Consider the following 23,305-nt stretch of genomic DNA (forward strand, 5'->3'; position numbering starts at 1 on the left):
GCCTCTGCCAGGCAGGTCAGTCAGATCACCGGCGTATTCAGCAACCGGTCGCGCATCAGTTCGACATTGTCCTTATTGAACAGCTCGACGACGTAGTTCGCCTCGTTCACGTAATCGACAAAGCTTCGATCTACCACGCCCGCGGCTGCAAGCGTCTCGAGCCGTTCGTTTCCCAGGATCGGGCAGGACTTCACGACGATCAGCCGCTCGGCGTTCAGCATCGTCGAGAGCCACGCGGCCAGGCTGTCGGAAGTTGTGTCCCAGTTGCTCATCGCGTCGGGCGTGTCGCGCATCAGCGCAGTCGGCACCCACACCGCGACGTGGCCGTCGCGCAGCGCGCGACGGATCTTCGCCTCGCTCGATGCGAGCACGAGTTCGGGCAAGACTCCTTGCATGAGGAGCGCGTATTGCGTCATGGCCAGCAAACACATGTTGTGCGCGGCGAGGTCGTCGAAGCTCCACTCGCTTTGATACTGCCGCACCTTGTCCGCGAAATCGCCGCCGCCCGGAACGATGACGACGCGCCCGCCCCCCACTTCGCATAGCTCGATGAGCCATTGGCGCAGCGCCGGCTCATGACTCAGGCTGCCCCCGATCTTGACCACCCACATGATCGTTGTCCTCGTTTGCGATTAACCTCGTTTGCTTGTCCGCTTGCCTGCTGGCCCGCCTGTTTGCTCTTTGCGCCCGCCTCCTCCGGATGTCTCATGTGGTTCATGCGGCGCGTGTCGCCGCATCGACGCTTCGAACGCCGCCGCCGGCCTGCGCATAACGCGTCGCCGCGAGTAGCCCCACCGCCGCGCTCGGCGCACACGTCGCTATCCAGTCCGCCTGATCGGCCGCGCCTCCCGCCAGCGAGCCGAAATCCATATAGCCGCGCGCCTCTTCACGCGCGAGCGCCGCCGCCAGAAAGCGTCCGCAGCCAGCGCCCACGAGCGGTGCGGCGGCAAGCTCGGGATGCGCCGCTGTCACGCGTGTCAGGTTGGCGCCGATCTCGCGCAGCTGCAGCTCGCGCCAACGCTGCGCGAACGCGCGCCATTCGGCGGGGCTCGCTTCATGCGCGTCGCGGCCGATCATCCGCGCGAGCCGCCTTCTGCTCGCGAGTTCGTCTTTCGGGCCGTTGTCGGCGCTCGGGTAAAGGTCGTATTGCGGCGCGAGTTCGCCGGTGAGGCGGTAGACGTCTGCGGTGGTCGCGAACCATTCGTTCATCACGTTGACCGCCGCGCCGCCGAACTCGATTCGCTGCGCGATCCCGCACAACGGCGTGCGCACGACGCCCTGATAGACGAGTTCACCGGTCGCGAGCCGCCCGGCATCCGTCGATGCACGCGCAACGACTCGCCCGTTCGCAAGCGGAATGATGTCGGTCGTCGTGCTGCCGATGTCGATCAGCAATGCATTCGGTACGCGCGTCGCTATCCAGCGAGCGGTCGCCAGCCAGTTCGCCGACGCGACGCTGCGCCAGCCGGCCGCGCACGTCTGCGCCGTCAACCAGCCAGACTCGCCCGCATAGAATGCGACGCGTGGCCCGAGCCGTTGGGCGAGCGCCGCGGCGATCGCCCGCACGCCTTGTGCGCGGTCCTCGAAAAGATCGACCATCTCGCCCGTCATCGTCACGGCGTGGCGCGCCGCGTAGGTTTTCGCGACCGGCCAGCGTTCGAACACGAGGTCGATGGTGCGTTCGAGATGTTCGAGCCCTTGCCACAACGGGCACGCCCACTGCGCGACCTCTAGCACGACGCCGCTCACATCGTTCATCGACACCTTGACGTGCGCGCCGCCGACGTCCCAGCCGAACACCGGCGCGGCGCTCACGGAGTTCATGCGCGGCGCGTTCATGGCCGAACTCCGCAAAGAGGCCGGGCGTCGTGGGCGCGCGCCGCCGCGGCCGTAGGCCGGTCGCCTGTTGCCGATTCGCCCGGCCCGCGCGATTCACCTGCTTGGCCGCCTTCACGGGCTTCACGGGCTTCACCGGTTTCATCGGTTTTGCCCGGCTGAACGCGCACACCATGCGCCGCCAGCAAAGCCGCCGCGAGATTGCCCCCCAGTGCGGCGGAAAGGCCTGCATAAGCCACAGTGAGGCGCGGATTGACTTCGATGACCACCGGCCCACGCGACGGATGCCACACCACGTCGATGCCCGCAAAGCCGCGCAGCCCGGGCATCGCCGTCGCGACGCGTTTCGCAAGCTCGCGCAGCGCCTCGCCCTGCTCGCCCGCCGTGTCGATCTGATTGACCGCCACACCGTCGAATTCGACGATGCGCGCATGCTGCCCATGCGCCTTGCCTTCGCTCAAGCCAATCTGCTGCCGGTTGATGCTGACCAGTTCGACGCGCTCGCCATCGCAGATCAGAGAAAGACTTAGCGGCTCGCCGTCGACCCACTCCTGCAACACCGGGTTGCGCCCTTGCGCCGCGCGTGCGTCGAATTCGGCGCAAGCCTGCGCGAAATCGTCGAACAGGAATGTGTCGAGTCCGCCCGCGCCGTCGTCCGGTTTGACGACCCATTTGTTGCCTGTGTGGGTCACCGCCTGGCCGGGTTCGATGGCCGGCGTGGTCGCGATGCCGCGCGCCGCCAGACAGGCCGCCGTCGCGCTCTTGCTCGACGCGACGCGAATCGCCTCTTTCGCGCAGCCGAGCCAGCGCGCCGCGCCGACCGCGTCGTACAGATGCAGCAGCAAGCCGTCGCATTCCGGCGCGATGATGCATGCGTAGTCGTGCTCGCGGGCCACGCGCGCGACGAAGGCCGTCATCGATTCACCGGGCGCGGCCATACAATGAGCCAACGCGGGATCGACGGTCTCGAAGCGCGAACTCGCAAAGCTGACCTGAACGCCGTCGAGTTCGCGCAGGTCCGCGACCAGCGCGTCGCGCATCACGCGGCCTTCGACGATCAGCGCGCTCAGGTCGGCGAGGCTGCCAGCCCCAGCAAGCGCGGGGTCGATGCCGCCGCCGGTGAGATACTCGAAGACAAAGATCTTGGTCAAAGGATGCGCCCCTATGCAGGTGATACCGGTTCTCGATCTGCTCGACGGCCACGTCGTTCGTGCGGTGCGCGGCGAACGGACTGCCTATCTGCCGATACGCTCGTCGCTGACGGCCACCAGCGAACCGCTTGCCGTCGCCCGCGCGCTGCTTGCTGCGAGCGGCGCGCGCACGCTCTATATCGCCGACCTTGGCGCCATCCTCCAACGGGGCGCTCACATTCAAACGCTCACTGCTCTGCGTGCCGCGCTGCCGGGCATCGACATCTGGCTCGACGCTGGCTACGCCGACTACGCGTCGATGCTCGCGCTCTTCGACCGTATCGACGCTGGCAGCAAGCCCGCGACCCACGATCTGGCGACGCTCGTACCGGTGTTCGGCACCGAATCGCTGCAAGACCCGCAAGCCCTGCACGCCGCCGAAACCGCCGGGCTCTCGCCACTACTCTCACTCGACCATCGTGCCGGTCAACTGCTGACAGCCGCAACACCTTCCGACATCTCGACACTCACGCCCGCGTCGTGGCCGCGCAGAGTGATCGCGATGACACTCGATCAGGTTGGCAGCTACGACGGCCCGGATCTCGCCACTTTCGAGCGTGTTCGCGCCACTGCTCCAGCCCATACAGACGTGATCGGCGCAGGCGGGATTCGCCATCGCGACGACATCGAGGCGGCGGCTCGCACCGGCGCAAGCGCGTGGCTCGTGGCCTCTGCGCTGCACGACGGCCGCGTCGGCATGCCGCTCGCCGCATCCACGTAGGCGAGCAAAACAAGTTCCATGCCAATCGGTGAACGGGGTGTGGCGGTAAACAAACGGCAAGGTTTGTCGAGCTTTAAAGAGCCGCGCGTGACACTCTGCTCCAGAACGACACACAACCTGTGCGCTGCGTCAGACTTGCGCGGCCAGCGGTGACAAGGTCGCGAGCCCTCGGCCCTTGTCGCGTCTCGCCCGGTCTCCGCGATCCAGCTAACGAGAGCTTGCATAGGCAGCCGGAGCGCTACGTGCCGCCGCTCACACTGTGCAGTCCAACGCATCGGCATGGAGCTTGCTAAATGTCGCCCCATGCACCTCTCGCCCACTGACCCGTCGACGACCATGCCTTCAGGCGCGGCCCACGTGCCCGCCGCGTCGATCACACGCGACTGGACCTGCCCGTTCTGTCCGCTGCTATGCGACGACCTTGCGATCGAATCGCGTGGCGACGCAACGCTCGCCGTGCAGAACACCGACTGCCCTCGCCTATTGCAAGCGCTCGCGTGCTACGGCGCTGCCGATGAGCAGTGCGGTGCGAGCGTTGACGGACACGACGTGGAACTGGACGCAGCGCTCACTCATGCGACGCGGATTCTGTCGTCGGCCCGGCGTCCGCTGTTCGGCGGATTGACGACCGATGTGGCCGGCGCGCGTGCGTTGTACACGCTTGCTGCAGGCTGCGGCGCGATCCTCGATCATCAGCATGGCGATGCGATGAGCGCGGCCACGCTCGCCTTGCAGGACCGCGGCTCGTTTTTCACGACGCTTTCCGAAGTGCGCTCCCGCGCCGATCTGCTGATTTTTTTCGGCTGTCAGCCGTCGCGCCGCTATCCGCGCTTCTTCGCCCGCACGATTGAAGGAACCGACACGGCGCGCGAACTGGTGTTCGTCGGCTGCGAGCCCGATCCGACGGCAAGCCGGCTCGCGAACACGCGAGTCGAGTCGATCCTGCCGGACGCCGATCCGTTCGATACGCTCGCGCTGTGGTCCACCATCAGCGACGCGCGTGCGCCAAACGCATTCCCTGAAGACATTGCAGATGCCCAGGACTCGAAGCAGTCGCTCGACGTGTTGCAGGCGCTTCAGGCTCGCATCGCGGCGGCGCGCTACACCGTATTCGTTTATGAGCCCGCTTCCTTGCCCGGCCCGCATGCGGCACTGTTGATCGAAGCGCTGAACCGGATCGTCAAGGCGTCGAATCTGAAGTCGCGCGCGGGCGGCCTCGCGCTCGGCGGCGACGACGGCGCGCTGAGCGTCAACCAGACCGTCACGTGGCTCTCGGGGCTGCCGCTTCGCACGCGGGTCTCGAAACCGGCACGCACCGCCGGCACCGCACCGCTCGATCACGACCCGTATCGCTATCGCACCGAAAGGCTGCTCGCCGACGGCGAAATCGACGCGCTGCTGTGGGTCGCCAGTTTCGCGCCGCCCGCATGGCCCGAAGCATTGCCTCAAGACCTGCCGATCATCGTGCTCGGCCACCCCGCTCTCGCGCAGACCGCCGCCGCGCGTGGCGAGAGCACGGTGTTCATTCCGGTCGCCACACCTGGCGTCGATAGCGGCGGGCATCTGTTCCGGGTCGACAGTTCGGTGGTGATGCCGCTCGCCGCCGCGCGCGGCGCGCCGCTTGCCACGGTCGCGACCGTGGCGGCGCAGCTTGCCGCGCGGATACCCACCAGCTTCCCAGCGCCTGATCCAGCACCTTCCGCCGCGCAGGTGCGGCCATGACGCTGATCCGGCTCAAGGGCGGCACGGTTTTCGATCCAGCCAACGGCATCGACGGCGAGCGCCGCGACCTGGCCATTCGCGACGGCCGCATCGTCGATGTGCCTGCCAACGTCCCGGCCGACAGCGAATACGACGCCACCGGCATGATCGTGATGGCGGGCGGCATCGACATGCATTCGCATATTGGCGGCGGCAAGACGAATCTGTCGCGCCTTCTGCTGCCCGAGGATCACCGCGACGACCCCGTGCGCGACGCAGCGTATGAGTCCGTGCAGGACGCGAACGGCCGCTATCTGAGGCTGCCTTCGTGCGGCGTGTGCGCGCCCGGCACGCTGGCAACCGGCTACCGCTACGCGGAAATGGGCTACACCGCAGCGTTCGAGCCGGCGATGATGCCGTCGAACGCGCGGCACACGCATCTGGAGATGGGCGACACGCCGATCATCGATCACGGCGCCTACGTGATGCTTGGCAACGACGAACTGTTCCTGCAGATGCTCGCCGCGCGCGACGACTTCGAGCGCCTGCGCGACTACGTCGGCTGGACGATCCATTCAAGCAAGGCGCTGGGCGTCAAGGTCGTGAACCCGGGCGGCATTTCCGCCTTCAAGTTCAACCAGCGCGCGCTGAATGTCGACGAACCGCACGTGCATTACGGCATCACGCCGCGCGACGTGCTGCACACGCTGACGCGCGCGCTGACCGAGTTGCGCGTGCCGCATCCGCTGCATGTGCATGCGAGCAATCTCGGCGTGCCCGGCAACATCGATTCGACCATCGCCACGATGGATGCCGCCGACGGTCTCCCCGTGCACCTCACTCATATTCAGTTTCACAGCTATGGCGTGGAAGGACCGCTGAAATTCTCGTCGGGCGCGCGCCAGATCGCGGAGGCCGTGAACGCGCGGCCGAACGTGTCGATCGACGTCGGCCAGATTATCTTCGGCCAGACCGTGACGGCCTCCGGCGACACGATGATGCAGTTCCGCAATGCGCCGCTCGCCCGGCCGCACAAGTGGGTGGTGGGCGACATCGAATGCGACGCCGGTTGCGGCGTGGTGCCGTTCCGCTATCGCGAGCAGAGCTACGTGAATGCATTGCAGTGGATCATCGGGCTGGAGATTTTTCTTCTCGTGGACGACCCGTGGCGCGTCGCCATGACCACCGATCATCCCAACGGCGGCCCCTTCACGAGCTATCCGCATCTGATCCGTCTCTTGATGGACAAATCGTTTCGCGACGAACAACTGGCGAAGCTCCATGCCGACGCGCAAGTGGCGAGTGCGTTACCGCAACTGACACGCGAGTTCTCGCTGTACGAGATCGCAATCATCACGCGCGCGGGACCGGCGCGCCTGCTCGGCTTGCGCGACCGCGGCCATCTCGGCGTGGGCGCGGCGGCGGACATTGCCGTCTATCGCGACGATCCGGACCGCGAACGGATGTTCACGTCGCCCGCTTACGTGTTCAAGGACGGCGAGCTGGTGGCGCGCGACGGCACGCTCGTCGCGACGCCGACGGGCGGCATCCACTTCGTGTCGCCGGAATTCGACCGGGGCATCGAGAAGCGGATACGCGCCTACAGCGAAAAAAATCTCGCGAGCAACTTCGCGCATGCGGCAATCAGCGACGACGAAATCTGCAACTGCTGCCGCGGCGGCAAGCTGCTGCCGGTCGAATGCTTTGCGCACGGTTGACATGGCTGACCTGAACAGCGACCCGCACACGATGAGCGACACGGCGACCCTGAAAATCAACGGCACCACGATCGACGCCACCTTCGCGGAAGCGTTTCCGATGAAGGCGACGCGGCTCGTGATCACCGCGCATACGCCGGCGTGGGCAATGAACGCGGCGCGCTCGCTGACGGGTTTTGCGACCTCGGTGATCGGTTGCGGTTGCGAGGCCGGCATCGAACGCACGCTCGAAGGCGACGAAACACCGGATGGACGGCCGGGCGCCGCCGTGCTGCTGTTCGCCGTGTCGTCGAAGGAACTGGCCAAGCAGATCGAACGGCGTGTCGGACAATGCGTGCTCACTTGCCCGACCACTGCCGTGTATCGCGGCATCGACCCGGAAACGAGCCGAGCGCCGCTCTCCGATCTCGCGCCGCTCGGCAAGAACCTGCGTTTTTTCGGCGACGGCTGGCAGATCTCGAAGATGCTCGGCGACACGCGCTACTGGCGAGTGCCGGTAATGGACGGCGAATTCGTCTGCGAGGAAACCGCGCCCACCGTGAAGGCCGTGGGCGGCGGCAATCTGATTCTTCTCGCACGCGATATCGACGCGGCGCTGGCCGCTGCCGAAGCGGCCGTCGCCGCGATGCGCATGTTGCCGAACGTGATCATGCCGTTTCCAGGCGGCGTCGTGCGTTCGGGCTCGAAGGTCGGCTCGAAGTACAAAGGCGCCACCGCGTCCACGAACGACGCGTTCTGTCCGACGCTCGCGGGCCTCTCGGCGCGCAGCGAACTGAGCGCGGAAGTGGGCTGTGTGCTCGAAATCGTGATCGACGGTCTCACCGAAGCGGACGTCGGCGCGGCGATGACGGCGGGCATCGTCGCAGCCGCCGGACTGGGGCGCGCGGCGGGGCTGCTGCGCGTGTCGGCGGGCAATTACGGCGGCAAGCTCGGTCCCTACCACTTCCATCTTCACCAACTGGCGGCCGGTCTCGGCGGGAGCGGCACATGAGCGTCGTGACCACGTTGCGCGTCAGGACGGCGCCGGGTTTTCGCGTCGACGCCTCGGCGTTGCTGCCGGCGGCGCTCGCGGCGCTCTCCAACGCGGACGTCGAGCGCATCGTGCTGCCCGCAGGCAACGACAGTTGCGCCGTCGGCGATGTATTCGACGTCTCGCGCAGCGGCGATGCGGCGGCGTCGGACGAAGCGGGCCAGGGCGGCGCCGACTGCGCGCTGATGATCGAAGACGCCGGACCGTGGCTCGACCGCATCGGCGCGCGAATGACGCAAGGCCACCTCATCGTGAGCGGTTCGGCAGGCGATCAATGCGGCTTGCAGATGGCCGGCGGCGTGTTGCGGATCGACGGCGACGCGGGCCATTTCACCGCCTGCGAAATGCATGGCGGACGGCTCACGGTGGCTGGCAATTGCGGCGATTTCGCGGCGGGCGCGCTCGCCGGCGACATGGAAGGCATGACGGGCGGCACGCTGACGATTCACGGTAACGCCGGCGCGCGGCTCGCCGACCGCATGCGCCGCGGGCTCGTGCTGGTGGGCGGCAATGCGGGCGATTTCGCAGCGTCGCGGCTCGTCGCGGGCACCATCGGCATCGCCGGTCAACTGGGCGCACACTATGCGTATGGGATGAGGCGCGGAACCCTGCTGCTCGCCCAGCGTCCCACCAGTGTGCCACCCACCTTCACCGACGGCGGCCGTGGTTTCGACGTATTCTGGTCTCTGCTCGTGCGCAGTCTCGCCAGCGAGATTGCGCCTTTCTCACAGTGGCGCGCGGCCCGTCTGCCGCGCCGCTATGCAGGCGATGTCGCCGTCGACGGACGGGGCGAAATCCTCGTGGTGGGCTAACCAAAGGAGGCAGACATGACGACCGCGCATTCTTCTTCCGCGCCCTCACGCGCCAGCGCCGCACCGCGCTACGCCGGCTCGATGATCGCACTGCATTGGCTGATCGCCTTCGGCATCATCGGCCTGCTCGCGCTCGGGCTGTATATGGTCGGACTGCCGAAGGGCCTGCCCGTCAAGGCGACGCTTCTGAACCTTCACAAGTCCATCGGACTGACGGTTTTCCTGCTGGTGCTTCTACGCATCGTGGCGCGTGTGGCCTTTCATCGGCCGCCCCCGCCGCCGATGCGACCGTGGCAACGCGCCGCCGCGCGCACTACGCAGGGCCTTTTATACGTGGCAATGGTGGCAATGCCCGTGTCGGGCTATCTGGGCTCGTCGTTCAACCGCTATGGAACGCGCTTCTGGGGTATCCCGCTGCCCAAGTGGGGCTGGGACGACGCGGGGCTGCGCGAACTGTTCTTCGGCATTCACGAAGCGACCGCCTATGTGCTGATCGCGCTGATCGCGTTGCATGTGGCGGGCGCGCTCAAGCATCAATGGATCGATCGTGACAATCTGCTCGCGAGGATGTTGCCATGAGGCGGCCGCGCTCAGCCACGCAAATTCACGCACGTGTGCGCCCGCAAGCGTCGCCGACTGTGCACGCGCTGCGCACGCGCGACGCTCAGCGCGTGTCGTTCACGGTGGCCGGAGCCGCGGACGGCGTGCCCGTCGTCGTATTGCACGGTGGTCCAGGCAGCGGTAGCCAGCCCGACGCAACGCGGCTCTTCGACTTGACGCGCTTCAAAGTCGTGCTGATCGATCAGCGCGGCACCGGTCGCTCGACGCCTCGTGGCGGCGTGCGCCATAACCGCACGGACCGGCTGATCGAAGATATTGAGGCGGTGCGTGCACGGCTCGGCATAGAACGGTGGGGCGTGCTCGGGGGCTCGTGGGGCGGGGCACTCGCGCTCGCGTATGCGGGACGGCATCCGCAATCGGTGACGGGCTTGGTGCTACGCGGCCTCTTTCTCACATCGGCGCGCGAGGTTCGAGGTCTGTTCGTCACGTCGCGCAAACGCGCGCCGTATGCATGGGCGAAGCTGTGTGCCGCCGCACGTTGCACGCAGCCTGCCGGATTGCTCGCGCGCTGCGCCGCGCGCTTGCGACGCGGCCGCGCGAGTGACGCGAGTGACGCGCAACGGCGAGCGCTCGCGCTCGCTTGGCGCGACTATGAAAACGCGGTGCTTGCCGGTGCAAGCACGCGACGCAAGCTCGTGCCAGCCAGAAGCTCACACAAGGAGAGTCGCAAGCTGGTCGACAAATATCGCATTCAGGCTCATTACCTGACGCATCGCTGCTGGCTTGGAGAGACACGACTGCTGTCGCTTGCGCGCGTCGCCGCCGCAGCGGGTGTGCCGCTTGCCGCAGTGCACGGCTCGCGCGATCCGGTGTGTCCGCCGGACAATCTGCGCCGGCTCGCGCGGGCGGTGCCCCCCGCACACGTCGAGTGCGTGCGCGCAGGCCACCTGGCAAGCGATCCCGCGTTGCGCGAACGCGTGGCTGATGCGCTCGCGGCCATGTTTCTTCCATCTACTCACGAGGGGCGCACGCTGCGCCGCGCGGCATGAAAATCAAGGTACTGGGCTCGTCGGCGGGCGGCGGCTTTCCGCAGTGGAACTGCAACTGCCGCAATTGTGACGGCGTACGGCGCGGCACGCTGAAAGCGACGCGCCGCACTCAATCGTCGATTGCGATCAGCGCGAACGGCGAAGACTGGCTGCTCGTCAATGCGTCGCCCGATCTGCTCGCGCAAATTGCCGCAAACCCCGAACTGCAGCCGGCTCGACGCGCGCGCGACAGCGGCATTGCGGCGGTGCTCGTCATCGACGCGCAGATCGATCACGTCACCGGCCTGTTGATGCTGCGCGAACGCGACACGCCGCTGCCGCTCTATGCAACCGATGCCGTCTGGCAAGATCTGACGAGCGGCTTTCCGATCGCGCCGATGCTCTCGCACTACTGCGGCGTCGAACACTGCCGCATCGCTTTGGACGGCGCGCCGCTCGCCGTCGACGCGTTACCCGGCGTGCAGATCCACGCGTTGCCGCTCTCCAGCAAGGCGCCGCCCTACTCGCCGCATCGCAACGCACCGGAGCGCGGCGACAACATCGGGCTCGTCATCACCAACCGGCAGACAGGCAAACGCGTGTTCTACGCACCGGGCCTCGGCGCGATCGAAGCACACGTGCTCGATGCGATGCGCGACGCGGATCTGCTCCTCGTCGACGGCACGCTGTGGACCGCCGATGAAATGATCCGCCTCGGCCTCTCGAAGAAAACCGCGGCGGATATGGGTCATCTGCAGCAATCCGGTCCTGGTGGCATGATCGAAGTACTGGACTCGCTTGGTGAGCAGCAGGTCCGCAAGGTACTGATCCACATCAACAACACGAACCCGATTCTCGTCGAGGACGGCGCCGAGCGCCGTATCCTCATGGAGCACGGCATTGAAGTTGCGTACGACGGCATGACGTTCGAACTATGAAGCGTGCGCAGGAAGCACTGACTGCGCACGAACCGGAGATCGCATGAACGCGAAAGACACCTTGAGTGCAGCACCGAGCAACGCTGCCGGGAGCGGCGAAAAGCCCGGCGGTGAGAAACCTGGCGACGAAGCATGGACGCGCGAGGAATTCGAAGCGCAGTTACGCGCGAAGGGCACGGCGTATCACATTCACCATCCGTTCAATGTGAAGATGAATAGCGGCGGCTGCTCGCGCGAACAGATTCGCGGCTGGGTCGCGAACCGTTTCTATTACCAGATCAATATTCCGCTGAAAGACGCAGCGGTGCTCTCCAATTGCCCGGATCGCGAGACGCGTCGCCGCTGGGTGCTGCGCATTCTCGATCACGACGGCTATGGCGACGAGGAAGGCGGCATAGAAACATGGGCGCGTCTTGGCGACGCGGTCGGCCTGTCGCGCGACGAATTGTGGTCGCTCAAGCATGTGACGCCGGGCGTGCGCTTTGCCGTCGACGCGTACGTGAATTTCGCACGCCGCGCACCATGGCAGGAATCGGTGTGTTCGTCTCTGACGGAAATGTTCGCGCCGCAAGTGCATCGCGACCGGCTCGCAAGCTGGCCCGAACACTATCCGTGGATCGAAGCGTCCGGCCTCGCGTATTTCCGCTCACGCATCACGCTCGCGCAGCGCGACGTGGAGCACGGTCTCCAAGTCACGCTCGATCATTTCACACGTCGCGAACAGCAGGAACGTGCGCTCGAGATTTTGCAATTCAAGCTCGACATTCTGTGGACCATGCTGGACTCGATCGAAAAGGCGTTTCCACAATGAACGACATGTCCAACGCGGAACGTCCCGCCCTCAACAAGCTGTTTCGCCTGCAATGGGAACCGGCGCAAGACGCTCACGTGCTGCTCTATCCGGAAGGGATGGTGAAGCTCAACCAGAGCGCGGCGGAAATTCTCAAACGGTGCGACGGCACGCGCGACATGAACGCGCTGATTGCCGATCTCGAGCAGGCGTTCAACGCCACCGGACTCGGTCCCGAAGTGCGCGCATTCGTCGCTGAAGCGCATTCACGTGGATGGCTGGAGTAGCGCGATGACCGATCTTTCGCAACCCGTTGCCGACGCACGGTCTCAAGCCGTGCCGGAGGGCGTCGCGCCGCCGCTGTGGCTGCTCGCGGAGTTGACCTACCGCTGCCCGCTGCATTGCGCGTTCTGCTACAACCCGGTCGACTATACCGATCACAGTCGCGAACTCAGCACCGAGCAATGGATCGGCGTGCTGCGCGACGCGCGCGCGCTCGGCGCCGCGCAACTCGGATTTTCGGGCGGCGAACCGCTGGTGCGCGACGATCTCGAAGTGCTGGTCGAAGAAGCACGGCGGCTCGGGTTCTACACGAACCTGATCACGTCCGGCATCGGTTTGACCGACAAGCGCCTCGGCGATCTGAAGGCAGCCGGTCTCGATCACATTCAACTGTCGTTTCAGGATTCGACGCAGGAACTCAACGACTTTCTGAGCAGCACACGCACGTTCGATCTGAAACAGCGGGTTGCCGCGTCGATCAAACGGCACGGCTTTCCAATGGTGCTGAACTGCGTGCTGCATCGCTACAACCTGCCGCACGTCGACAAGATCATCGAGATGGCACTCGCGATGGGCGCCGAATATCTGGAACTCGCGAACACGCAGTACTACGGCTGGGCGCATCAGAATCAGGCTCAACTGATGCCGACACGCGAGCAGCTCGACGAAGCAGAAGCCGTGGTGGAACGTTATCGACGCACGCATGGCGACCGGTGCAAGATTTTCTTCGTCGTGCCTGACTACTTCGAACGACGCCCGAAGCGCTGCATGAACGGCTGGGGCGCGGTCTTCCTTGGCGTAGCACCCGACGGCGCAGCGCTGCCGTGCCACGCCGCGCGCGGTCTGCCCGGACTCGTGCTGCCGAACGTCAAAGAGACGCCGCTGCGTGAGATCTGGTACCACAGCGACGCGTTCAACCGCTTTCGCGGTCTGCAGTGGATGAAAGAACCGTGCCGCAGTTGCGAGGAGAAGGAGCGCGATCTCGGCGGCTGTCGCTGCCAGGCGTATCTGCTTACCGGCGACGCAGCCAATGCCGACCCGGTTTGCGACAAATCACCGTCGCATGAAAAAGTGGTGAACGTCACGCGCCTGGCGGCATCGGCCAGCGCGCCGCGTGAGCAACCCATCCTGTTTCGGAACGACGCGAACTCGCGCAAGCTTCTGGCTGCGCAAGCGGCGGATAAGCCGCATGACGGCGGCCATCACGAGTAAGTGGCAAGGGACAGTGCTGCAGGGAACCGGAGTAACGCGCTGAAGTGCGGACTCTGATCGACCGCGTTGCATGGAGGCTGAACATGGCAGGGGCGGACATTTCAGTGTTGCTCGTCGACGATCACGCCGTGGTGCGCGAAGGCTACCGGCGTCTTCTCGAAGTGAATGCCGACGTGCACGTGTGCGGCGAGGCGGCCGACGCCACCCTCGCCTATCAGCGCTTCTGTGCGCTGCGGCCCGATGTCGTGGTGATGGACGTGTCGCTGCCGGGAGCAAGCGGCATCGAGGCGATGCGGCGCATGCTCGCGCGCGAGCCCGATGCCCGGGTGCTGATTTTCAGCGTGCATGAAGAAGCGATTTTCGTGCGCCGCGCGCTCGACGCCGGCGCGCTCGGCTATGTGACCAAGGCCAGCGCACCCGATGTACTCGTGGAAGCGGTTCGCACGATCGCGAGACGCGCGAGCTATCTCAGCCCTGACGTCTCGCAGGCGCTCGCGCTGCGCAACGCCTTCAGCGAGGGCCCGCCTGGGCGGCAGTTATCCGCGCGTGAATTCGAAGTGCTGCGTCTGCTCGTGCAGGGTTATACGCTGCCGAGCATCGCCGAAAAACTCGGTCTTAGCCAGAAGACGGTGGCCAATCATCAGTCGGTGATCCGGCAGAAGTTCGGTGCCGACAACGGCGTTCAACTCGCGCAAATGGCAAGCCGCCTCGGTCTTCAGTTCACCGGTTCGGCAAGCCCCGCCTGAGCGGGCACGCGCGCGCAAAACAGGAAGCCGCCTTCGGGCTTGCTCGCCACATGAAATTCGCCGCCGAGCGCCTCGACGCGCTCGCGCATGCCGATCAGGCCCAGCCCGTCGCGCGGTGCATCCAGATCGACACCGGGGCCGTCGTCGGCCATGGTCACGACGATTTCGTCGATCGGTTCGCTCGCCCTCGCAGTGTCTTCTGACATGTGCGCTTCGCGCGGTGCGCGCACCATGAACACCTCCACGCGGGAGTTGCGCGCAAACTTCGACACGTTCGTCAGCCCTTCCTGCACGAGCCGGTAAAGCGTAATCGTCAACGCGTCGCTAAGGCCCGAGTAGTCGCCTTCTATTGTCAGCGAGAATGACGCATCTGGCAGCCGCTCGCGCCAGCCGTCGATGCAATGTTCAAGTGCACTCGGCAAGCCGAATTCATCCAGACCGATAGGCCGCAGCCGCCGGATCATGCCGCCGATCTGACGGTACACATGGCTCGCGCTCTGCATCAGACCGAGCGATATCCGATGAACCTCCGGTTCGCGTGCCGCTGAAAGATCGCGAATGCGCGCCGCGTCGAGTGAAATGGCGTTCAGGTATTGGCCGAGTTCATCGTGCAGTTCCCGCGCGAGATGGCGGCGCTCGATCTCCTGCGCCTGCAACGCCTGATTGCCGAGACGCCGGTTGTCGGCCAGCAGACGTTCGGCCTGTTCTTCCAGCGCGCGGCTATAGGCAAGCTCGCGGCGCGTCTCGCGATAGCGCCGCCACGCGAACCAGGCGAGGCCCAAAGAGAGCACGCATAGCGTGCCCGGCAATTCGTCGAGCTGGAAGCGCTCCAGACCTCGCGTCCAGCGATACGCGTGCTCGCTGACATCGAACACCGAACTCAACACCGCAGCGAGCGTGGTCAGCGCGAGCACACATGCGAGATCGCGCGGAACCGTCGAATGCGATGGCTCGCGGCGGGCTGACGAAGGTTTGGAGGAATCGCTCGACATCACGTTTGCATTCTACTCAGGCCGGTCGGACACGAACCCTGGTTGCAACGAGTTAGGGAACGCTTCCTCGCGATTTCGGGAAAAGCTCCCGAGCTTCCGCGCGATGGCGCATGCGAAGCTTTGCACACCTTGAAAGAAAGCGCTACGCATGCCGCAACGCGGCTGCGCCATCAAAAAAGCGTCGCCCCGGCAGGAGACAGAATAATGAATATCGCATCACGCGTGCGCCGTCCCAATACCGTGCTCAAACTGCGGCGACGCGCCGGCCTGACGCTGGGATTCAGCAGCGCGCTCGCGAGCATTTCGGTCGGCGCGTGGGCTGACGGGCAACCGGCGGCCGAGGTGTCGGCAGCGGCAGCGACATCGGCAGAAGTTGTCGAGACGGGTGCAGACGGCGAGGTAACCACGCTCGCGCCGGTCGTGGTGGTCGGCACCACGCCGCTTCTCGGCATCGGCACACCGCTCGCTCAGGTTCCGGCCAATGTGCAAACGGTCCACGCGCAAGACATCGCGCAACAGCACCGCAGCACGCTCACCGATTACTTCGCGAAGAATCTGCCGAGCGTCGATATCGCCGATGCGCAGGGCAATCCGTATCAGATGAACGTCAACTATCGCGGCTTCACCGCGTCGCCGTTGCTCGGCACACCGCAAGGCATTTCGGTGTTCGTCGACGGCGTGCGCGTGAACGAGCCGTTCGGCGACGTGGTCAACTGGGACGTGCTGCCGCAGCAAGCCATCGACACGATTCAACTGATTCCGGGTTCCAATCCGACCTATGGCCTGAACACGCTCGGCGGCGCGCTTGCTATCACCACGAAGAACGGCAAGACGAGCCCCGGCGGGGAGGCCGAAGTGGCGCTCGGCTCGTGGGGCCGCAAGAGCGCGCAGATCGAGCAAGGCGGCACGATCGGACAGAACCTCGACTACTACGTGACCGGCAACGTGGCCAACGACAACGGCTGGGCCGAACAGAATGCAAGCCGCGTGCGCCAGATTTTCGGCAAGCTGCGTTATACCGATGCGGACACCACGCTGTCGCTGTCGGCGGGTGGCGCGGACAACGATCTGCACGGCACGCAGACCATTCCGCGTTCGTTTCTTGGCAACCCGAAGCAGCCGTACACCTATCCTGACCAGAACCTGAACACGGCGGGCTACCTGACGCTCTCCGGCGAACACTATTTCAGCGACAACGTGGAACTGAGCGGCAATGCGTACTACCGGCATTTCCGCAACAGCAACCTGAGCAGCAACACCAATCCGAACTTCGGCTCCATCGGGGACGACGGCGACCTCGACACCACGCAGGCGACCAACGAAAAATCCGTGGTCTCGACCGAGAGCTACGGCGCGAGCCTGCAGCTCACGTTGCTCGGCAAACTCGGCGGCATGGAGAATCAGTTCGTGGCTGGCGTGTCGGCGGACATTGCAAATTCGCGTTACACGGAATCGTCGCAAGACGCGGTGTTCACCGACTCACGCGCGACGCTCGGCATCGGCGATTTCACGCAGCAGACCGCGGCGAAAACGCATAACGGCAACTACGGCATCTACATGCAAGACACGTTGTCGCTGACGAAGCAATGGTCGCTGACGCTTGCGGGCCGCTACAACTGGGCGGATGCCACCATCGGCGACTCGAGCGGCCTTCAGCCGCAGCTGAACGGACACCATACGTTTTCCCGTTTCAATCCGGCAGTCGGCATCAACTGGAATCCGACTTCGACGTTCACGGCCTATGCCACCTACAACGAAGGCATGCGCTCGCCCACCGCGATCGAACTCGCCTGCGCGGACCCCGCCGCGCCCTGCTCGCTGCCGAACGATTTCGTATCCGACCCGGCGCTGCAACCGGTGATTTCGAAGACCTTCGAGTTCGGCGCGCGCGGACGGGTCGGTCAGGCGACGACATGGAGCGCGGCCGTGTATAGAACGACGCTCGATAACGACATAGAGTTCATCAGCAGCAACGGCGCCGCGAGCAATCGTGGCTTCTTTCAGAACGTCGGCCGCACGCGCCGGCAAGGCTTCGAGCTTTCCGGGCGCAGCCAGCTGGGCCCGCTCGCCGTGACGGCGAGCTACAGCTATATCGACGCAACCTACCGGTCGGCCTGGACGGAGAGCAGCCCGAGCAATTCGAGCGCGGACGCGAATGGCAACATTGTCGTGAAGCCGGGCGACCATCTTCCCGGAATACCGGCGAACACGGTCAAGCTGCAGCTCGACTATGCAGCCACCGCGAAGTGGAAGGTTGGCGCGAACCTCACGTGGCGCGGCGGCATCTATGCACAGGGCGACGAAAACAACCAGGACGTGAACGGCAAGATCGCCGGCTATCTGCTGATCGATCTGGATACGTCGTACCAGGTGACCAAACAGTTGCAGGTCTTCGCGAACATCACGAATCTGCTCGACAAGCGGTATGCGAGCTTCGGCACGCTAGGCGAGAACTTCTTCAACGGCCCCAATCATACGTTCGACGGCGCGAACCCGAGCAACGAGCAGTTCGTCGGGCCAGGCGCGCCGCGCGGGTTCTGGGTCGGCCTGCGCTATGCGTGGAAGTGACGCGATGCGACACGATGCATACGCGAGGCGATGACACATGATGGACCCGTCATCGCCTCGCGCATGAACGGCAGTCAGCGCGATTCGATCGAGCCGTCGCTATGCGGATAGGTAACGATTCCCCATGCGAGCGGCAACTGGCCGATCTGCGTAATCGGCTGATAGCTGCGCGCATCGAGCACATAGACGGCGTCTGAGCGCCCGCAGGCCACCAGCAGTTTCGTGCCGTCCGGCGTAAAGCTGAAGTGCCAGCAGCGTTGTCCCACCGGAACGTTGGCGAGATGCTCGTAGCTGTGGCCGTCGAACACCTGGACCGTCTTGTCGCGCGCCGCGGCGACGAAGAGCCTCTTGCCCTCCGGACCGTATGCCACGCCGTATGGACCCAGCTTGGTATCCACGGACCGGACGACCTTGAACGTGTGCGCGTCGATGACGACCAGCTTGCTCAACGACTCGAGCGTGACCACGTATTCCTTGCCGTCCGGCGACAGGCGGATGCCGCGCGGACGCCCGCCCGCCGCGAGCTTCACGGTTCTGAGCGGTGCTCCGGTGCGCGCGTGATAGACGGAAACCGTGTCGTCGCCTTCGTTCGTGACGAGCATGCTCTTGCCGTCACGCGAAAACTCGATGCCCTCGGTTTCGTGACCGCTCGTCACCGAACGCACCACGCGCCAGGTCTTCATATCGACGATCGCGATCTCGGCGGGCGGCTTGTTCGCATCGTCATCGTCGTCGGCATGCGGTTTGTTGCCTGATTCGTTGGCCGGCTTGCCGGGCTGCGGGTTCGCGGCGGGCGGCCCGCCGTCTTCGCCCGGCTCGTATGTGACGTACGCATAGCCGTTGTGCACACGCACAAACTCCGGATTCTTGCCGATTTTCACGCGCTGCACGACTTCCCCGGAAGCCGTATCGATGACTGCGAGGTCGCCGGTATTCTTGTTGGCCACCAGGAGGCGCGATCCGTCCGCATTCAGGCTCAGCCCGCGCGGACCCGCTTCGCCGACAGGAAACGTCTTCGTTAGCGTCATCTTGTCGAGGTCGATCACACCAACACCGGCCTTCTCGCTCGTCACATACGCCGTTGGCGCCGCGGCTAGCGACGGGGCGGCTGCGAATGCGGCAAAGACAGCCGCGGCAGCCGCAGCTAAAACGATGGGACGTCCCCCTGTTGTTATACGAACGCGTGTCTCCAGCATATTTTTTACTCCGTTGTGAAAGCGCTGTGCCGCGCAAGCCCGGCATTCAAGCAAAGTAGATCATTAAAGGAACGTTTGGCAACGCAGAGGGGCAGGAAATTTTCCCGAATTGACTTAGCAACTGCATTAGCCGTTCTACAACGCCGCTCCGCAGCGGAGAATGAATGCGCAGACATCGACGATGCAGCGCACGTCGCCTGCCTCTAGTCCGCTAGTTGCCTGCGTTTCGCTTTTCATGCGAAGCGACTTGAAGGAAACGGTATGCAGCACTATGGTGTCGCGAATGTCTGGCAGAGCGGCGATCTCGTCACACGCGCGATCCTCGGCACGCTTTTCATCATGTCCATCGTGTCGTGGACGGTCATCGTCGTCAAGCTGTGGCATGTCATGCGCATCAAGCGTGTGACCGGCCGCACCGACGCATTGTTCTGGCAAGCGGACAGCTTCGAACACGGGCTCGAAGACCTGGGCGGCCTCGATAGTTATAGTGGCGACGCATCGGCGGCAGTGCTGCGCGACAATCCTCTTCTGGCGCTTGCTGTGGCAGCCGCGGAAGCCGCGGCTCATCACCGGCAAAACCGGCCGCATCTGCAAGACCGCATCGGCGTGTCGGACTGGATTGCGCGCCGCCTGCAGGGCACCATCGACGACATCATCGCCCATATGCAAAGCGGTCTCGCCGTGCTGGCGTCGATCGGCAGCACAGCGCCGTTCGTCGGCCTCTTCGGTACCGTGTGGGGCATTTACCATGCGCTGATCGTGATCGGCGAAACGGGACAGGCATCGATCGATCATGTTGCCGGACCGGTCGGCGAGTCGCTCATCATGACTGCGTTCGGGCTCTTTGTCGCAATACCCGCGGTGCTCGGGTACAACGGCCTCACGCGCGCGAACAAGTCGATCGTCACCCGGCTCAAGCGCTTTGCGCATGGATTGCACGCGTACTTCGTCACCGGCCTGCAACTGCCGCGCGCGTGACCCGATAGCGCACGAGCATGCCGCTCACGCGGCGCGCTCGCAGCGTTGAAAGCCGTTAAAGGATCGGTTATCGCGGTCCAAAGAAACTCTGAGTTCAAATTGCCGTGTCGCTCCGCTATCGTGACTGCACACCGGCGACATGCATGACGCCGCTCTGCAAACATGAAGAGGACTGGCTCATGCAAGCCTTGATCTTCGATGTGGACGGCACACTTGCCGATACCGAAAGCGCGCACCTGCACGCGTTCAATGCGGCATTCGCGGAAGCCGGTCTCGACTGGCACTGGGACGAAGCGCTCTACTCGCGTCTTCTCGCTGTAGCGGGTGGCAAGGAGCGTCTGCTGCATTACTGGCGCATTGCCGACCCGCAGGAAGCCGAGGGCTCGGGCGTGAGCCGCGTCATCGACACGGTGCACGCGATCAAGACCCGTCATTACGCGGCCCGCGTGCGCAACGGCGGGTTGCCGTTGCGGCCCGGCATTGTGCGGCTGATCGACGAAGCCGCCGAGGCCTCCATTCCCGTGGCAATCGCGACGACCACCACGCCGGCTAATCTCGATGCGCTTCTACAAGGTCCGTTCGGCACCGATTGGCGGAGCCGTTTCGCTGCGATCTGCGACGCGAGCACCACGCAGAAAAAGAAACCTGCGCCCGATGTCTACCTCGACGCGCTTCGGCAACTCGGTCTGCCAGGCGCGGCTTGCATGGCGTTCGAAGACTCCGCCAACGGTCTGCGGGCCGCGCGCGCGGCGCTGATACCGACTGTCGTAACACCGACCGCATACACATCGCAGGATTCCTTCGACGGCGCGTTAGCCGTGCTGCCTCATCTCGGCGATCCTCATACGCCGATCCCATCCGGAACGGCAGGCGAGCGGCCCGCATGGGTGGACCTCGACACGTTGCGCCGCTGGCACCGCAATGCGTTGAACGAGGCCGCTGCCGTATGAGCGCGCAACCTGTTTTATCGCCGCAAGCGCGAACACGTGCCGTGCTGATCGACCTCGACGGCACGATGGTTCACACCGCGCCGGATATCGTCGAAGCGGCGAGCCGCATGCTCGCCGACTTCGGTCGGGCGCCGTTGCCATTCGACACGGTCAGCAGCTTTATCGGCAAAGGTGTTCCGAACCTCGTTCGACGCACGCTCGAAGCGGCGGCGCTGGAGCGGCAAGTAGCTATGAGCGACGGGCTGGCGACTTTTCATCGGCACTATGAGCAGACCAATGGCAAGCATGGCCATGTGTTTGCGCACGTCGCCGCGGGTCTCGGCAAGCTTCGACAGCTCGGCTACCGGCTTGCATGCGTCACCAACAAACCCGAGGCCCTTGCAGCGCCGTTGCTGCTGATGACAGGCCTTGCGGATCATCTCGACCTGCTGGTCGCAGGCGATTCGATCGAGCGCATGAAGCCCGATCCCGAACCGCTGTTGCACGCTTGCCGATTGCTGGGCGTAGATGTGGAGTGCAGCGTGCTGGTCGGCGATTCTCCGGTTGACGTTAGCGCGGCGCGAGCCGCCGGCATGCCGGTGTTCATCGTGAGCTACGGGTATGGAGGCCCGGATGGCCCCGAGGCGTTGCAATGCGATGCGCTGATCGATTCGTTTGCGAAACTGCCTGCTCTGCTTCTTCCGCACTAGAACCTGCGACGGACACCGGCAAGCGCCCACGCTTGCGAATCGGTGCCCGTTGTAGTCCCACTTCGCGTGCCTGACCGGTATCCATCGTCTTTGCCCGGTTCCTCAGCGGCGCACGTGTCCGCACCGCTGGCCGATTTCACCGCGAATGCTGGCTCTCCCACATACCGGCGGCTTACAGGTTGTCATGCTGACAACTCAGGCGCGCGCGCGAAAGGAGGTCGCCATGTCGGTTTATGTAGATGAAGGGTTCCGGCCCTGTGTCACGGAGTGCGCGACGGTCGCGTTCAGAGTGTGCCGTGACGACCGGGCGCAGATTTTCGAAGTGAGCGCGGATGCGTTGATCGCCTTTTGCGGCGCGGCAAGCGCGCGAAAAAAAGACTTACTGCTCGCATTCGAAGGCGCGCAAAACGAGATTCTCACCGTGGCCGCCCAAAGGTGGACCTTCACGCCGAGCGAGCCCGTTCGGCTGGGTGTCGACGAATTCCGTATGATCTTGCATTAGTATGACCACGCATTAGTCAGCAAAATAGGTAAGCAAGACTCGCGTCATGACCTGGATCGCCGCCCTGCCGATGTACAACGTCACGCCCTCGCTCGAGACCGAGTGGCGCGGGTGGCTTTCCGACGTCTTGCGCATGGTCAAGCCCGCGTGCCGCATCGTCGAACCCGACGAAGAATTGCACGGCTTCTGGCGCCGGCCCAATCTGTTGATGTCTCAAACCTGCGGCTATCCGTTGATGCACGGCTTGCACGAACAGGTGCAGTTGATCGCCACGCCGCGCTTCGACGCGCCTGGTTGCGAAGGCGCGCATTACGCGAGCGTGCTCGTCACGCGCTCGGACGCGCCGTTCGATACGCTCGCGTCGCTGCGAGGCGCACGCGCCGCCTACAACCAGGACGATTCGAACAGCGGCATGAATGCGCTACGCCACGCGGTCGCGCCGCACTCGCACGAGGGTGCGTTCTTCCGCGCTGCGGTCCGCACCGGTTCGCATGTCGGCTCGCTACGCGCCGTCGCGGAGAACCGGGCGGATGTCGCCGCGATAGATTGTGTGACGTTCGCTTTTGTCTGCGATGAAATGCCGGACCTCGCACGGCGAGTCAGGCGCATAGGCATGACAGCGGCCTCGCCGGGTCTGCCTTTAATCGCATCGGACACGGTGCCCGCCGCAACGGTGGAAGCGTTGCGAGAGGCGCTTAACGAAGCGCTCGCACTGCGGCCCGATCGCGCAAGACGCCTGCGTTTGCAGGGCTTTTCCACGTTGCCGCTCGACGACTATAAACGCATTGCGCAACTGGAAAACGAGGCGCGCGCGGCCGGGTATACGCGCCTCGGCTGAGGTTTCGTTGCGGCTTTAACGCAGCCG

The 23,305-nt window shown here is 64.7% G+C and carries 23 protein-coding genes; 18 read left to right on the plus strand and 5 right to left on the minus strand.

Annotated elements, in window-relative coordinates; all coding sequences use genetic code 11:
* Positions 1-20: 20 nt before the first annotated feature.
* From ACTJLB_RS23640 to ACTJLB_RS23650, 3 genes are all read right to left on the minus strand, one after another.
* Positions 21-611 (minus strand): amino acid kinase family protein, encoded by a 591-nt coding sequence (locus tag ACTJLB_RS23640; RefSeq protein ID WP_020066346.1) that lies wholly within the window; start codon positions 609-611, stop codon positions 21-23.
* A gap of 103 nt (positions 612-714) precedes the next feature.
* Positions 715-1,839 (minus strand): hydantoinase/oxoprolinase family protein, encoded by a 1,125-nt coding sequence (locus tag ACTJLB_RS23645; RefSeq protein WP_440784628.1) that lies wholly within the window; start codon positions 1,837-1,839, stop codon positions 715-717.
* Entirely contained in the window at positions 1,836-2,987 is a 1,152-nt protein-coding gene (locus ACTJLB_RS23650; RefSeq protein ID WP_440784629.1) for an ATP-grasp domain-containing protein, read from the minus strand. The genes ACTJLB_RS23645 and ACTJLB_RS23650 overlap by 4 nt, the downstream gene beginning before the upstream one ends.
* Before the next feature lie 13 nt (positions 2,988-3,000).
* Between ACTJLB_RS23650 and ACTJLB_RS23655 the strand changes: the two genes are divergently transcribed.
* From ACTJLB_RS23655 to ACTJLB_RS23710, 12 genes are all read left to right on the plus strand, one after another.
* The gene (locus ACTJLB_RS23655) at positions 3,001-3,747 is read left to right on the plus strand and encodes a HisA/HisF-related TIM barrel protein (RefSeq protein WP_440784631.1); all 747 of its coding nucleotides are present in this window, start codon (positions 3,001-3,003) and stop codon (positions 3,745-3,747) included.
* A 303-nt stretch (positions 3,748-4,050) separates the two neighbouring features.
* Entirely contained in the window at positions 4,051-5,469 is a 1,419-nt protein-coding gene (locus tag ACTJLB_RS23660; RefSeq protein WP_440784633.1) for a formylmethanofuran dehydrogenase, read from the plus strand.
* On the plus strand, positions 5,466-7,166 hold the full coding sequence (locus ACTJLB_RS23665) for a formylmethanofuran dehydrogenase subunit A (RefSeq protein WP_392393765.1): 1,701 nt from the start codon (positions 5,466-5,468) through the stop codon (positions 7,164-7,166). The genes ACTJLB_RS23660 and ACTJLB_RS23665 overlap by 4 nt, the downstream gene beginning before the upstream one ends.
* Positions 7,167-7,197: 31 nt before the next feature.
* On the plus strand, positions 7,198-8,157 hold the full coding sequence (fhcD, locus tag ACTJLB_RS23670; RefSeq protein ID WP_440784734.1) for a formylmethanofuran--tetrahydromethanopterin N-formyltransferase: 960 nt from the start codon (positions 7,198-7,200) through the stop codon (positions 8,155-8,157).
* The gene (locus ACTJLB_RS23675; RefSeq protein WP_440784635.1) at positions 8,154-9,008 is read left to right on the plus strand and encodes a formylmethanofuran dehydrogenase subunit C; all 855 of its coding nucleotides are present in this window, start codon (positions 8,154-8,156) and stop codon (positions 9,006-9,008) included. Before fhcD ends, ACTJLB_RS23675 begins: the two co-directional genes overlap by 4 nt.
* A 15-nt stretch (positions 9,009-9,023) precedes the next feature.
* Positions 9,024-9,587, plus strand: coding sequence for a cytochrome b (locus ACTJLB_RS23680; protein WP_440784636.1), 564 nt, complete (start codon positions 9,024-9,026; stop codon positions 9,585-9,587).
* Positions 9,584-10,618, plus strand: a complete 1,035-nt coding sequence (locus ACTJLB_RS23685) for an alpha/beta fold hydrolase (protein ID WP_440784637.1) — start codon at positions 9,584-9,586, stop codon at positions 10,616-10,618. Before ACTJLB_RS23680 ends, ACTJLB_RS23685 begins: the two co-directional genes overlap by 4 nt.
* Positions 10,615-11,535: a pyrroloquinoline quinone biosynthesis protein PqqB gene (gene pqqB / locus ACTJLB_RS23690; RefSeq protein WP_408173627.1), complete on the plus strand. Its 921-nt coding sequence runs from the start codon at positions 10,615-10,617 to the stop codon at positions 11,533-11,535. Before ACTJLB_RS23685 ends, pqqB begins: the two co-directional genes overlap by 4 nt.
* Positions 11,536-11,578: 43 nt before the next feature.
* Complete coding sequence (pqqC, locus tag ACTJLB_RS23695) at positions 11,579-12,346, plus strand: pyrroloquinoline-quinone synthase PqqC (RefSeq protein ID WP_440784638.1); 768 nt, start codon at positions 11,579-11,581, stop codon at positions 12,344-12,346.
* Entirely contained in the window at positions 12,343-12,612 is a 270-nt protein-coding gene (gene pqqD / locus ACTJLB_RS23700) for a pyrroloquinoline quinone biosynthesis peptide chaperone PqqD (RefSeq protein ID WP_020066358.1), read from the plus strand. Before pqqC ends, pqqD begins: the two co-directional genes overlap by 4 nt.
* A gap of 4 nt (positions 12,613-12,616) precedes the next feature.
* On the plus strand, positions 12,617-13,819 hold the full coding sequence (gene pqqE, locus ACTJLB_RS23705; protein WP_440784639.1) for a pyrroloquinoline quinone biosynthesis protein PqqE: 1,203 nt from the start codon (positions 12,617-12,619) through the stop codon (positions 13,817-13,819).
* Between the two features lie 83 nt (positions 13,820-13,902).
* Complete coding sequence (locus ACTJLB_RS23710; RefSeq protein ID WP_020066360.1) at positions 13,903-14,565, plus strand: response regulator; 663 nt, start codon at positions 13,903-13,905, stop codon at positions 14,563-14,565.
* Here the strand turns inward: ACTJLB_RS23710 and ACTJLB_RS23715 are convergent.
* Entirely contained in the window at positions 14,535-15,557 is a 1,023-nt protein-coding gene (locus ACTJLB_RS23715; protein ID WP_408198232.1) for a histidine kinase, read from the minus strand. The two genes, ACTJLB_RS23710 and ACTJLB_RS23715, sit on opposite strands and share 31 nt — an antisense overlap.
* Positions 15,558-15,761: 204 nt before the next feature.
* Here ACTJLB_RS23715 and ACTJLB_RS23720 point away from each other — a divergent pair, with 204 nt between their 5' ends.
* The gene (locus ACTJLB_RS23720) at positions 15,762-18,125 is read left to right on the plus strand and encodes a TonB-dependent receptor (RefSeq protein WP_440784640.1); all 2,364 of its coding nucleotides are present in this window, start codon (positions 15,762-15,764) and stop codon (positions 18,123-18,125) included.
* Positions 18,126-18,199: 74 nt separating this feature from the next.
* On the opposite strand, the gene ACTJLB_RS23725 is transcribed toward ACTJLB_RS23720, so the two are convergent.
* Positions 18,200-19,321, minus strand: a complete 1,122-nt coding sequence (locus ACTJLB_RS23725) for a YVTN family beta-propeller repeat protein (RefSeq protein WP_440784641.1) — start codon at positions 19,319-19,321, stop codon at positions 18,200-18,202.
* Between the two features lie 261 nt (positions 19,322-19,582).
* Between ACTJLB_RS23725 and ACTJLB_RS23730 the strand changes: the two genes are divergently transcribed.
* The 5 genes from ACTJLB_RS23730 (at position 19,583) to ACTJLB_RS23750 (ending at position 23,278) form a co-directional block, all read left to right on the plus strand.
* Positions 19,583-20,299, plus strand: a complete 717-nt coding sequence (locus ACTJLB_RS23730) for a MotA/TolQ/ExbB proton channel family protein (protein WP_088173966.1) — start codon at positions 19,583-19,585, stop codon at positions 20,297-20,299.
* 179 nt (positions 20,300-20,478) lie between these two features.
* Positions 20,479-21,249: an HAD family hydrolase gene (locus ACTJLB_RS23735; protein WP_204521731.1), complete on the plus strand. Its 771-nt coding sequence runs from the start codon at positions 20,479-20,481 to the stop codon at positions 21,247-21,249.
* Positions 21,246-21,938 carry a phosphoglycolate phosphatase gene (gene gph, locus ACTJLB_RS23740; protein ID WP_440784643.1) on the plus strand — a complete coding sequence of 231 codons (693 nt, stop codon included), beginning with the start codon at positions 21,246-21,248 and terminating at the stop codon, positions 21,936-21,938. The genes ACTJLB_RS23735 and gph overlap by 4 nt, the downstream gene beginning before the upstream one ends.
* Positions 21,939-22,161: 223 nt before the next feature.
* A complete protein-coding gene (locus ACTJLB_RS23745) occupies positions 22,162-22,440 on the plus strand; it encodes a DUF1488 family protein (protein WP_027804359.1) in 279 nt (92 codons plus the stop codon).
* Between the two features lie 46 nt (positions 22,441-22,486).
* Positions 22,487-23,278, plus strand: coding sequence for a phosphate/phosphite/phosphonate ABC transporter substrate-binding protein (locus ACTJLB_RS23750; RefSeq protein WP_131320558.1), 792 nt, complete (start codon positions 22,487-22,489; stop codon positions 23,276-23,278).
* Positions 23,279-23,305: the final 27 nt, after the last annotated feature.

This window comes from Paraburkholderia sp. 22098 (assembly GCF_052045935.1).
GTDB classification, from domain to species: Bacteria; Pseudomonadota; Gammaproteobacteria; order Burkholderiales; family Burkholderiaceae; genus Paraburkholderia; species Paraburkholderia caledonica.